Genomic DNA, 12,326 nt, shown 5'->3' on the forward strand with positions numbered 1-12,326 from the left:
CCCCGTGAGGTCTCGTGGCTCGTCGCTGGCGCTGCCGGCGCCTCGACCGCCGAAGCGGTCTCGGTGACTACTCGGTGGGACCGGACTTCGGGACGTCCGGCGCGCCACCCTCCTCGGAGACCTCGGGGGCACCGGCGGTCTCCAGCGGCGGGACGTCGGGCAGTGCCGAGATCTTCTGGCCCTTGAAGGTGAAGGCCCGCGCGGGACCCTCGCCCTCCACGTCGACCAGCACGATCTGGCCGGCACCGACCTCGCCGTAGAGCATCTTCTCGGCCAGGACGTCCTCGATCTCGCGCTGGACGGTGCGGCGCAGCGGCCGGGCACCCAGCACGGGGTCGAAGCCCTTCTCGGCCAGGAGGTCCTTGGCGTTCTGGGTGAGCTCGAGCTGCATGTCGCGGTCGCGCAGGCGGACCTCCACGGCGGCGATCATGTTGTCGACCATGTGGATGATCTGCTCCTTGCTCAGCGGCGGGAACACGATCGTCTCGTCCACACGGTTGAGGAACTCGGGGCGGAAGTGCTGCTTGAGCTCCTCGGTGACCTTGCCCTTCATCCGCTCGTAGGAGCCGGCCGCGTCGCCGCCCTGGTTGAAGCCCAGGTGCACCGACTTGGCGATGTCGCGCGTGCCGAGGTTGGTGGTCATGATGATGACGGTGTTCTTGAAGTCGACCACCCGGCCCTGGGAGTCGGTCAGGCGACCCTCCTCCAGGATCTGCAGCAGGCTGTTGAAGATGTCGGGGTGGGCCTTCTCGACCTCGTCGAAGAGCACCACGGAGAACGGCTTGCGGCGCACCTTCTCGGTGAGCTGGCCGCCCTCCTCGTAGCCGACGTAGCCCGGGGGCGAGCCGAAGAGCCGCGAGACGGTGTGCTTCTCGCCGAACTCGCTCATGTCGAGCTGGATCAGCGCGTCCTCGTCGCCGAAGAGGAACTCCGCGAGCGTCTTGGACAGCCAGGTCTTACCGACACCGGAGGGGCCGGCGAAGATGAAGGAGCCACCGGGACGCTTGGGGTCCTTCAGGCCGGCACGGGTACGCCGGATGGCGCGGGAGAGCGCCTTGACGGCCTCGTCCTGGCCGATGACGCGCTTGTGGAGCTCGTCCTCCATCTTGAGCAGACGGGTGGACTCCTCCTCCGACAGCTTCACGATCGGGATGCCGGTCGCCACGGCGAGCACCTCGGCGATCAGCTCCTCGTCGACCTCGGCGACCTCGTCCATGTCGCCGGAGCGCCACTGCTTCTCGCGCTCGGACTTCTTCAGGATCAGCTGCTTCTCCTCGTCGCGCAGACGGGCAGCGGCCTCGAAGTCCTGGCCGTCGATCGCGGCCTCCTTGCGCTGACGGACCTCGTCGATCTTGTCGTCGAACTCGCGCAGGTCCGCCGGCGCGGTCATCCGCCGGATCCGCAGCCGCGAGCCGGCCTCGTCGATGAGGTCGATGGCCTTGTCGGGCAGGAAGCGGTCGGAGATGTAGCGGTCGGCCAGCGTCGCCGCGGAGACCAGCGCCTCGTCGGTGATGGTGACGCGGTGGTGTGCCTCGTAGCGGTCGCGGATGCCCTTGAGCATCTCGATCGTGTCGGCGATCGACGGCTCGGGGACCTGGATCGGCTGGAAGCGGCGCTCGAGCGCGGCGTCCTTCTCGAGGTACTTGCGGTACTCGTCGAGGGTGGTCGCACCGATCGTCTGCAGCTCGCCGCGGGCCAGCATCGGCTTGAGGATGCTGGCGGCGTCGATGGCGCCCTCGGCCGCACCGGCCCCGACGAGGGTGTGGATCTCGTCGATGAACAGCACGATGTCGCCGCGGGTGCGGATCTCCTTGAGCACCTTCTTCAGGCGCTCCTCGAAGTCACCGCGGTAGCGCGAGCCGGCGACCAGCGCACCCAGGTCGAGGGTGTAGATCTGCTTGTCCTTCAGCGTCTCGGGCACGTTGCCCTTGACGATGTCCTGGGCCAGGCCCTCGACGATCGAGGTCTTGCCGACCCCGGGCTCGCCGATGAGGACCGGGTTGTTCTTCGTGCGCCGCGACAGCACCTGCATGACGCGCTCGATCTGCTGGGCGCGACCGATGATCGGGTCGAGCTTGCCGTCGCGGGCGTCCTGGGTGAGGTTGCGACCGAACTGGTCGAGCACCAGGCTGCTGGAGGGCGACTCGCCGCCGCCGGCGGTCGCGGCCTGCGCGGACTGGCTGGACTCCTTGCCCTGGAAGCCCGAGAGCAGCTGGATGACCTGCTGGCGCACCCGGTTGAGGTCGGCGCCGAGCTTCTGCAGCACCTGGGCGGCCACGCCCTCGCCCTCGCGGATCAGGCCGAGCAGGATATGCTCGGTGCCGATGTAGGAGTGGCCGAGCTGCAGCGCCTCGCGCAGGGACAGCTCGAGCACCTTCTTGGCGCGCGGGGTGAACGGGATGTGCCCGCTGGGCGCCTGCTGGCCCTGGCCGATGATCTCCTCGACCTGGGCGCGGACGGCCTCCAGCGAGATGTCGAGGCTCTCCAGCGCCTTGGCGGCGACACCCTCGCCCTCGTGGATCAGGCCGAGCAGGATGTGCTCGGTCCCGATGTAGTTGTGGGAGAGCATGCGGGCCTCTTCCTGGGCCAGCACGACCACCCGTCGGGCCCGGTCGGTGAACCGCTCGAACATGCGCATCGCTCCTCTGTGCCGGTGTGGGGCTCCGACGTCCCGCCGTCTCCGGAGACGCCAGCCATCACTGGGTCCAACCCCGCCGACAGCCTACGCGTTCCCTGGTCGCCCATCCGTTGCATCCGCTGAGAGCGAACAGAGCCTTCACAGCCGACCCCGCGGCTCGTGTGGGCCAGCGCGGTCCAGGGCCCGCGCTGGGCCGCACGAGGCGGTCCTCAGCGAGCCGAGCCGGGCGTCACGAGCCCGTGCTCGTAGGCCCACACCACGGCCTGGACCCGGTCCCGCAGGCCCAGCTTGCGCAGCACCTCGGCCACGTGGGACTTCACCGTCTCGGTGCTGACGACCAGGTCCTCGGCGATCTCGGCGTTGGCCAGACCGCGCCCCAGCAGCCCGAGCACCTCGCCCTCCCGCCTGGTCAGGCCGTACGCCGCCGGGTCGGTGGCCCGGGTGGCCGGCTGCTCCGCGAAGTCCTCGACCAGCCTCCTGGTCACGCTCGGCCCGAGCAGCATGCCGCCGTCCGCGACCAGGCGGACCGCCTCCACCAGCCGCTCCGCGGGCACGTCCTTGAGCAGGAACCCGCTGGCCCCCGCACGCACGGCCGCGACGACGTACTCGTCGAGGTCGAAGGTGGTCAGCACCAGCACCCGGGTCGCGTGGGCGCGACCGAGGGCCGCCGTCGCCGCGATGCCGTCCATGACCGGCATCCGCACGTCGACGACCGCCACGTCGGGGTCCTCGGCCGCCACGAGCGCGACGAGCTCGGCACCGTCGGCCGCCGTGCCCACCACCTCGATGTCGGGGGCGGCGGCCAGCACCGCGGCGAACCCGGCCCGGACGACCGGTTGGTCGTCTGCCACCACGACACGGAGGGGAGTCTCAGCCACGCAGGTCAGCCTCCACCACGAAGGTGTCGCCCGCGGGGCCGGCACGGAGGCTGCCGCCCAGGGCCTCGACCCGCTCGCGGGCGCCGGTGAGCCCGCGACCCGGGTCGGTCGCCGCCGCCGGGGCCGCGAGCCGGGTGACCACGCGCAGCCACAGACCCGCGTCGGAGCCGCGCACGGTCACCTCGACCGGCCGCCCGGGCGCGTGCCGCCGGGCGTTGGTGAGCGCCTCCTGGAGCACCCGGTAGCCGGCGTACCCGATCGGGGCGGGGACCTGCGCCAGACCGGCCGGGCCCTCGGCCCAGGTCACTGGTTCGCCCGCGGCGACGGCGCGGTCGACGAGATCGGGGAGGTCGGCGGCCGTCGGCTGCGGCGCCAGGGCCGGGTCGTCCTCGCTGCGCCGCAGGACGCCGAGCACCCCGCGCAGCTCGTCGAGGGCGCGGCGCGAGTCCGCGGCGATCTCGGCCAGCACCTCCTTGCCCCCGTCGCCGAGGTCGGTGGTGGTGTACGGCGCGGTCTCGGCGCGCACCGCGATCAGGCTGACGTGGTGGGCGACGACGTCGTGCAGGTCGCGGGCCAGGCGTGCGCGCTCCTCGGTGACCGCGGACTGCTGCTCGACCTCGCCCGCGCGGGCCTCCAGGACCTCCGCCCGGGCCATCCGCTCACCGGCTCGGCGGCCGGCCTCGGCGACCGCGAGGACCAGGAGAGCGAACACGGCGTACGCCGCGAGCATGACCGGCCGGTCGCTGTCGTAGGCGAAGTCGACGTTGATGGTGTCGAAGACCTCCAGCCTCGACACCGGCACGAGGATGACCGGCGCGACCACGCCGACCCCGAGGGCGCCGAGCCCCACCCCCGCGGGACGGGAGCGCTGCCAGGCGACCGCGGCCGCCAGCACCAGCGCGACGTAGACGGTGATCGGCACCCCGGTGGAGCCGTAGAGGCTCAGCAGCACCGGCGCCAGGCCCGCCGCTGCGGCGAGCACGCTCCAGCGCAGCGCCAGGAGCGGCGCGAGGGCGAGGCTCAGCGCCGCGACCGGCAGCAGCAGGTCACCGAGGCGGATGAACTCCTCGCCGTTCTCCAGGAAGGGCCGCCACTCGATCAGCGGGGTCCAGACGACCAGGAGCGCCGCGAAGGCACCGGCGCAGGCCAGGCGCGCCGGGTGTCGGCGGACGTCGGCGAGGAAGGCGGCCGAGGGGGTGGAGGGAGCGGCGCCCGAGACGGTGGTCATGCCAGGAGTCTGCTGACGACGCCGGACGTGCGACACCCTCGCGCGAGGGAACTCCTGCTCCCCCTCGCGAGGGTGTCGTGCGTGAGTGACCGCTCGGCGTCAGTGGGCGGCGTCGAAGGCCTCACGGACGTCGGCGGGGATGCGGCCGCGGTCGGGGACGTCGTGGCCGTTCTCGCGCGCCCACTCACGGACCTCCTTCGGGCTCGGGCCCGAGGTGGAGGCGGCGGACTTGGCGCGGGCGCGGCCGCGGGAGCCGGTGACCTTGCGGGCGTGGCCGACGTAGGTGGCCAGGGCCTCGCGGAGCTTGGTCGCGTTGTCCTCGTTGAGGTCGATCTCGTACGAGGTGCCGTCGAGGGCGAAGGAGACGGTCTCGTCGGCCTCGCCGCCGTCGAGGTCGTCCTCGAGGATGATCTGGACCTTCTGTGCCATGGGCATTCCTTGCTGGTGCGACATCGTTGACGCGAATCACCGGGAAATCCCCGGTGCGCGCTTTCCACTATGCCAGTCGATATCCACTTCTCGCCAATTCCATGCGGTATAGATCGAGGAATCGGCGCACATTCGCGCAGTTTTACCGATATCAGCGGCGCAAACGCGCGGCGCGGTTGATTCAGGAATGCCGGCGATTACGGGCAAAGACCATGCCCAGGCCCTGCAGGGTCAACCACGGCTGGTGATCGGTGAAGCAGCCGCACTCCCCGACGACGAGCGGGGCGAGATATCCGGTGGAGATCACGCGGACCTCCTCGGCGGGTACGCCGAGCTCGCGCACCATCCGCGCGACCAACCCCTCGACCTGGGCGGCCGTGCCGAAGACCATGCCCGACTGCAGCGCCTCGACGGTGTTCTTGGCGACGACCGTGCGCGGCCGGGCCAGCTCGACCTTGCGCAGCTGCGCGCCCCGGCGGCCCAGCGCCTCCAGAGAGATCTCCAGGCCGGGGGCGATGGCGCCGCCGACGTACTCCCCGCGCGGGGAGATCACGTCGTAGGTCGTGGCGGTGCCGCCGAAGTCCACGACGACCGCCGGCCCGCCGAAGATCGCCGCGACCGCGAGCGCGTTGAGGATGCGGTCGGACCCGACCTCGCGCGGGTTGTCCACGAGCACCGGGATGCCGGTGCGCACGCCGGGCTCCACCACCACGTGGGGCACCTCGGCGAAGTGGCCGGCGAGCATGTCGCGCCACTCGTGCAGCACCGCCGGCACCGTCGAGCAGACCGCGATGCCGTCGAGCTCGGCCTGGCGGCGACCGAGCAGGCCGCGCAGCAGCACCGCCCACTCATCAGCCGTGCGCCGCTCGTCGGTGGCGATGCGCCAGTGGTCGCCGACCGTGCCCGGCCCACCGTCGGCACCGGGCTCGAGCAGGCCGAGCACGGTGTGGGCGTTGCCGATGTCGGCGACCAGCAGCGGCATCAGTGCTCCCGGAAGTCCAGACCGAGGTCGAAGACGGTCACGGAGTGGGTGAGCGCACCGACCGACACGAAGTCGACGCCGGTCGCCGCGATCCGCTCGGCGCGCTCCAGGGTGATGCCACCGGAGGCCTCGAGGGTCGCCCGGCCCGCGGCCAGCTCCACGGCTCGGGTGAGCATCGCGTCGTCCATGTTGTCGAGCAGCACCTCGGTGCACCCGGCCTCGATGACCGCAAGGAGCTGGTCGAGGTCGGTCACCTCGACCTCGATCCGCAGCTCGGGGTTGGCGGCACGTACCAGGCGGTAGGCCTCGACGACGCCGCCGGCGGCCACCACGTGGTTGTCCTTGACCATGGCGCGGTCGGCCAGCGAGAAGCGGTGGTTGACCCCGCCGCCGCAGCGGACGGCGTACTTCTGCAGCGCGCGCCAGCCGGGCAGCGTCTTGCGGGTGTCCAGCACCCGGGTGCGCGATCCGGCCAGCGCGTCGACCCACCGCGAGGTGGCGGTGGCGACGCCGGAGAGGTGGGAGGCGAAGTTGAGGGCGGTCCGCTCCCCGGTGAGTACGCCGGAGACGGGCCCCGCCACGGTCAGCACCGTGTCCCCGGGGCCGACCCGGGTGCCGTCCGGGACGCGCTGGAGGGTCTCGACGTCCTCGCCGAGGGCGTAGCGCAGCGCCACCTCGGCGACTGCGAGCCCGGCCACGACGCCGGTCTCCCGGGAGACCACGTCGGCCACCGCGCGACCCATCTCGGGCATCGCCGCGCTGGTGACGTCGGCGGCGCCGTCGGGCAGGTCCTCCTCGAACGCCGAGACGACGTGGCCGTAGACCTCGACCGGGTCGAGGCCGGCCGCGGCGAGCTCGTCCACGAGCGGGCGCGGGAGGCGGGCGTAGGAGAGCCGGGCGATCACGGCAGGACCTCGCTGGACCCGCCGTCGGCACCATCGCTGGACCCGTCGCTGGGGGGCGCGGGGGCGAAGACCACGCTGGTGGCGCCGTCGCGCATCCGCACGTCGAGGTGGCCGGCCCACGTGGCGTCGTCGCGCTCGGGGAAGTCCTCGCGCCAGTGCGACCCCCGGGTCTCCTCGCGGACGGTCGCGGCGTCGGCGACGGCCGAGGCGATGGTGAGCAGGTTGGTGGTCTCCCAGGCGTCGAGGTCGACCAGGTCGGCGGGGGTGGCGGCCAGGTCGTCGAGGTAGTCGGTGACCCCGGCCAGGCCCTCGGCGTTGCGCAGCACCCCGACCCGGGTGGTCATGGCGTCCTGCAGGCCGCGGCGCACCGAGCCGGGGACCAGCCCGTCGGTGCGCTCGTCGGTCGCGGGCTCCGACCAGGGCCGCAGCTCGCCGGGCAGGACCGCGGCGATGCGCCGGGAGAAGACCAGGCCCTCGAGCAGGGAGTTGGAGGCCAACCGGTTGGCGCCGTGCACGCCGGAGCAGGCGACCTCGCCGGTGGCGTAGAGCCCGGGGACGTCGGTGCGCCCCCACAGGTCGGTGCGCACGCCACCGGAGGCGTAGTGGCACGCCGGCGCCACCGGGATCAGCTCGGTCACGGGGTCGACCCCGTGGGAGCGGCAGGTCGCCAGGATGGTCGGGAAGCGGCGCTGCCACTTCTCCTCGCCGAAGTGCCGGGCGTCGAGCCACATGTGCGGCCGGCCGGTCTCCATCATCCGGCGCATGATCGCCTTGGCGACCACGTCGCGCGGCGCGAGGTCGGCGAGCTCGTGCTGGCCCTGCATGAAGCGGTCGCCAGCATCGTCGACGAGGAACGCGCCCTCACCGCGGACGGCCTCGGAGATCAGCGGCTGCTGGCCGACCGAGTCGGCGCCGAGCCACATGACGGTGGGGTGGAACTGCACGAACTCCAGGTCGCGCAGCGTCGCGCCGCCGCGCAGCGCGAGCGCCATCCCGTCGCCGGTGGAGACGACGGGGTTCGTGGTCTGGGAGAAGATCTGGCCCATCCCGCCGCTGGCCAGGACGACCGCGCGGCAGCGGACCATCCCGACCCCGTCTCGCTGTCCCTCGCCCATCACGTGCAGCGTCACGCCCGCGACGCCGCCCTCACCGGCGGGGCCGTCGAGGAGCAGGTCGACGGCCAGGGCACGCTTGATGATCTCGATCTCGGGGGCACGGCCGACGGCCTCGATGAGCGCCCGCTGGATCTCCGCGCCGGTGGCGTCGCCGCCGGCGTGGGCGATGCGGTCGCGGTGGTGGCCGCCCTCGCGGGTCAGGGAGAGCTCGCCGGCCGGGTCGCGGTCGAACTGCGCGCCCAGGGCGATCAGCTCGTGCACGGCCGCCGGACCCTCGGTCACCAGCGCACGGACCGCCTCGGGGTCGCAGGCGCCGGCACCGGCGACGAGGGTGTCGAGCTCGTGCTCGGCAGGGGTGTCCTCCGGGCCGAGCGCCGCGGCGATGCCGCCCTGGGCCCACCGGGTCGAGCCGGCGGCGAGGCGGTCCTTGGTGACGACCAGGACCTTGCCGCCCTCGGGGCCGAGCTCCTCCTTCAGCCGCAGGGCCGCGGTGAGCCCGGCGATGCCGGAGCCGATGACGACGACGTCGGCGGTGACCGACCAGCCGGGGTCGGGTGCGCTCAGCCGGCCGGGCAGGCGGCGCACGGGGGCGTCGAGCACCTCGGGGGTCGCCCCGGGCGTGGGTCGTGGCATCGGGTCAGGCTAGCGGTGCGGCCGAAGCAGTCGTGCGGCGCCGGTCAGCGCCGGGCCGTCACGTCGCCGCGCACCAGACCGTCGCCGTCGAAGGTCTCGGCCGGGTCGAAGCCGGTGGCCATGATCTTGTTGTCGGAGTCGACGAAGACCACGTGCGGCTTGAGCTCCTTGGCCTCCTCGGTGGTCATCTGGGCGTAGCCGATGAGGATCACCAGGTCGCCGGGGTGCACCAGGCGCGCGGCGGCGCCGTTGATGCCGATCACGCCCGAGCCGCGCTCGCCGGCGATCGTGTAGGTCTCCAGGCGGGCACCGTTGTCGATGTCGACGATGTGCACGAGCTCGCCGGCCAGCAGGTCCGCGGCGTCGAGGAGGTCCTCGTCCACGGTCACCGAGCCGACGTAGTGCAGGTCGGCCTGCGTCACGGTCGCGCGGTGGATCTTGCTCTTCATCATGGTCCGGAGCATCAGTCGATCCTTCCGATCGTCAGGGGCAGGTTGTCGATGAGTCGCGTGGTGCCGACCCGGGCGGCGATGAGGATGCGGGCCTCGGTGCCGGGGGCCGGGTCGTCGGGCAGCGGGTCGAGGTCGGGGGTGGTGACCTCCAGGTAGTCCAGGTCGACCCCGTCGGACTCGCGCAGCACCGCACGCGCCTCGTCCAGGGCCGGACCGAGCCCGTAGACGGCGTTCTCGACGGCGGCGTACAGCGTGCGGGACAGCGCGGTGGCCTGGCGGCGCTGGTCCTCGTCGAGGTGCACGTTGCGGCTGGAGAGCGCCAGGCCGTCGGGCTCACGGACGGTCTCGGCGCCGACGACGTCGACACCCATGCAGAGGTCCTCGACCATCCGGCGGATCATCACCAGCTGCTGGTAGTCCTTCTGGCCGAAGACGGCGACGTCGGGGCGGACCAGCCCGAAGAGCTTGGCCACCACGGTGAGCACGCCGCGGTAGTGGCCCTTGCGGCTGCGGCCCTCCAGCACCTTGGCCAGCGGCCCCGGGCGCACCATGACGGCGTCGTCGTCGCCCGTGCCGTGGGGGTACATCTCGGCCACGTCGGGGGCGAAGACCACGTCCACGCCCTCGCGCTCGCAGACCTTGACGTCGGCCTCGAGGGTGCGGGGGTACTGCTCGAGGTCGGCCGCCTCGCCGAACTGTGTCGGGTTCACGAAGATGCTGGCGACCACGGCGCCGTCGCCCACCAGCGAACGAGCCTCGCGCAGCAGCGCGGCGTGCCCGTCGTGCAGGGCGCCCATCGTGGGCACGAAGCCGACCCGGTGGCCCGCGCGGCGGGCGGGCGCCAGCGCGGCGGCGAGCTCGGCGCGGGTCGTGACGACGACCGGGGCGCTCATCGCCCGACCTCGCGGTGCTGGCTCCACTGGTGCACGGGCACCTCCGCGGTGGCCGCGTCCAGCAGCTCGTTGATCTTCAGCGCGCGGATCGGCAGCAGCCGGCCGTCGGTGACGGCACGGCCCAGCGTCGCCCGCGCCATCGCGACGTACGACGCCAGCGACTGCGGCGCGTTGTCGCGCAGGTCCGCGAGGTGCGCCTCGACGGTCCCCGCGTCACCCCGCACGATGGGGCCGGTGAGGGCGGCGTCGCCGTGGGCCAGGGCGTTGTCGAGGGCGGCGTGCAGGAGCGGACGCAGCGTGGCGGCAGGGTCGTCGGCGCCGGCGGCGGCCAGCACCTCCATCGCCTCGGTCACCAGCGTGACCAGGTGGTTGGCGCCGTGGGCCAGCCCCGCGTGGTAGAGCGTGCGCATCTCCTCGGGCACCCACATCGGGCGCCCGCCGAGGTCGGCGACCAGCGCCTCCGCGAAGGGGCGCTCCGCCGCGCCGGCGGTGAGGCCGAACACGCAGCCGCCGAGCCGCTCGAGGTCCACGGCGGTGCCGGTGAAGGTCATCGCCGGGTGCACGGCGGCCACCCGGGCACCGACCGCGGCGGCCGGCTCGAGGACGGCCAGGCCGTGCCGGCCCGAGGTGTGCACGACGTACTGGCCCTCGCGGATCGCGCCCGCCCCCACCAGGGTGGACACGACGTTGCCGAGCATGTCGTCGGGCACCGTGAGGAGCAGCAGCTCGCAGTCGCGGGCCACGGCGGACGGCTTGGCGTTGGGGACGCCGGGCAGCAGCGTCTCGATGCGCTCCAGCGTGGCGTCGGAGTCACCGGCGGCGGCCACGACGTGGTGGCCGGCGGCGCGCAATCGGGCGGCGAGGACGGCCCCGACGCGTCCGGCGCCGACGACGCCCACCCGCAGGGCGGGGTGGACCATGGTCTGAACCTTTCGTTCCAGTCCCTCCGACCACCCGGGGGCCCCGGGCCGGTGTGGGTACCGGACGTTGTGCTCGAACTTGCGGCGTCCACGGTACGCGGCCCGAAACGCCCGTGTAACCCGATCAGGGGTGTGACCTGGCCGACACCGGTGGCTGGGGTGGGGGCGCTGGGTCCGGGGTGGGCTGAGCCTGAGGGCGGGGACGCTCCCGTCCACCCGCACCCCCCGGCGGAGGGGAACCACCCCTTCCGCTCCTTCGTCGCTCCAGGGGGGCCAGGCCCATCCACCCTCCGCCGGGGGGTGCGGCCGGCCGTGCGCGTCCCCGCCGCTGTGGGCTCAGCCCACCTCGAGCGGGCGCGGGGCGCGGGGCAGCCAGGTCTGGGTGACGTGGTCGACGATGTGGACGCCCTCGGGGGCGGTGATCTCGTGGACGCCGGGGGGCAGCTGGCCCTCCTTGAGGGCGTGGAAGACCGCCCACTCGCGGCGCTTGCGACGGTTGCGCCAGGAGGTCGCGAAGGACTCCGGGTCGGTCCAGTGGGCGAACTCGTCACCGTCGAGGTACTTCAGCTCCACGCACAGGCCCTGCGGCAGGCCGATGGAGCGGCACTGCTCGGGGGTGGAGCGGATCTCCCACTCGAAGGCCTTGGTGAACACGAAGTCCGGGCCGACGGGGTAGCCCCACTCCTCGGCGTTGCGCAAGCCCAGGTCGAGATAGCCGTGGGAGTCGGAGTCGAGGTAGAGCCCGTGGCGCGGGACGCGGATGATCGACTGGACGCCGCCGATCTGCCAGGTCAGGTCGGCCAGCGACACCTCGCCCTCGGTGGTGAGGACCATGTCGCCGTCCCACTTCCAGGAGTAGCGGGTCTGCACCAGCGAGAAGCACCAGTTGTAGAAGTAGGACAGCGAGTGCACCGACAGCTCGTGCTGGCCCAGGTGCTCGGCGCCGGCGCGGGCGACCTCGAAGGGGTACGACGCCTGGGTCAGCTTGTCGGCCAGGCCCGCCTTCGCAGCGGTCTCGGCGGCCACCTCGGGGGTGCCGTCGGTGGAGCCGTTGTCGACGACGATCACGTGGTCGGTGGCCCGCAGCAGCGGCGGCAGCACGAACGGCAGCGACGGCGCCTCGTCCTTGACCCGCAGCACCGCGGTGGCCCCGGCCCGCAGGCCGCCGGGGCGGTTCCACGGCCAGGTGATGTCGAAGTCGGTGTGGCCCTCGAGGTTGGTGAGCCCCTGGGGGTTGCGGATCGCGTTCACGG

At 72.9% G+C, this 12,326-nt stretch carries 11 protein-coding genes; all 11 read right to left on the reverse strand.

Annotation, left to right across the window (positions count from 1 at the left end):
* Positions 1–67 precede the first annotated feature (67 nt).
* A complete protein-coding gene (locus BKA05_RS15765) occupies positions 68–2,632 on the reverse strand; it encodes an ATP-dependent Clp protease ATP-binding subunit (RefSeq protein ID WP_179532277.1) in 2,565 nt (854 codons plus the stop codon).
* A gap of 215 nt (positions 2,633–2,847) precedes the next feature.
* Positions 2,848–3,516, reverse strand: a complete 669-nt coding sequence (locus tag BKA05_RS15770) for a response regulator (protein ID WP_179532278.1) — start codon at positions 3,514–3,516, stop codon at positions 2,848–2,850.
* Positions 3,509–4,744: a sensor histidine kinase gene (locus BKA05_RS15775; RefSeq protein WP_179532279.1), complete on the reverse strand. Its 1,236-nt coding sequence runs from the start codon at positions 4,742–4,744 to the stop codon at positions 3,509–3,511. The genes BKA05_RS15770 and BKA05_RS15775 overlap by 8 nt, the downstream gene beginning before the upstream one ends.
* Positions 4,745–4,843: 99 nt before the next feature.
* Positions 4,844–5,173, reverse strand: a complete 330-nt coding sequence (locus tag BKA05_RS15780; protein WP_179532280.1) for a histone-like nucleoid-structuring protein Lsr2 — start codon at positions 5,171–5,173, stop codon at positions 4,844–4,846.
* Positions 5,174–5,354: 181 nt separating this feature from the next.
* Positions 5,355–6,155 carry a type III pantothenate kinase gene (locus BKA05_RS15785; RefSeq protein WP_179532281.1) on the reverse strand — a complete coding sequence of 267 codons (801 nt, stop codon included), beginning with the start codon at positions 6,153–6,155 and terminating at the stop codon, positions 5,355–5,357.
* On the reverse strand, positions 6,155–7,060 hold the full coding sequence (gene nadC / locus BKA05_RS15790) for a carboxylating nicotinate-nucleotide diphosphorylase (RefSeq protein ID WP_218843134.1): 906 nt from the start codon (positions 7,058–7,060) through the stop codon (positions 6,155–6,157). The genes BKA05_RS15785 and nadC overlap by 1 nt, the downstream gene beginning before the upstream one ends.
* Positions 7,057–8,808: an L-aspartate oxidase gene (locus tag BKA05_RS15795; RefSeq protein ID WP_179532282.1), complete on the reverse strand. Its 1,752-nt coding sequence runs from the start codon at positions 8,806–8,808 to the stop codon at positions 7,057–7,059. Before BKA05_RS15795 ends, nadC begins: the two co-directional genes overlap by 4 nt.
* 44 nt (positions 8,809–8,852) lie before the next feature.
* A complete protein-coding gene (panD, locus tag BKA05_RS15800; RefSeq protein ID WP_179532283.1) occupies positions 8,853–9,272 on the reverse strand; it encodes an aspartate 1-decarboxylase in 420 nt (139 codons plus the stop codon).
* The gene (gene panC, locus BKA05_RS15805; RefSeq protein WP_179532284.1) at positions 9,272–10,153 is read right to left on the reverse strand and encodes a pantoate--beta-alanine ligase; all 882 of its coding nucleotides are present in this window, start codon (positions 10,151–10,153) and stop codon (positions 9,272–9,274) included. Before panC ends, panD begins: the two co-directional genes overlap by 1 nt.
* On the reverse strand, positions 10,150–11,073 hold the full coding sequence (locus tag BKA05_RS15810) for a Rossmann-like and DUF2520 domain-containing protein (RefSeq protein WP_179532285.1): 924 nt from the start codon (positions 11,071–11,073) through the stop codon (positions 10,150–10,152). The genes panC and BKA05_RS15810 overlap by 4 nt, the downstream gene beginning before the upstream one ends.
* A 336-nt stretch (positions 11,074–11,409) precedes the next feature.
* Positions 11,410–12,324, reverse strand: a complete 915-nt coding sequence (locus tag BKA05_RS15815) for a glycosyltransferase family protein (RefSeq protein WP_179532286.1) — start codon at positions 12,322–12,324, stop codon at positions 11,410–11,412.
* Positions 12,325–12,326 lie beyond the last annotated feature (2 nt).

Origin of the sequence: Nocardioides marinus, from assembly GCF_013408145.1 — a bacterium.
GTDB lineage: Bacteria > Actinomycetota > Actinomycetes > Propionibacteriales > Nocardioidaceae > Nocardioides > Nocardioides marinus.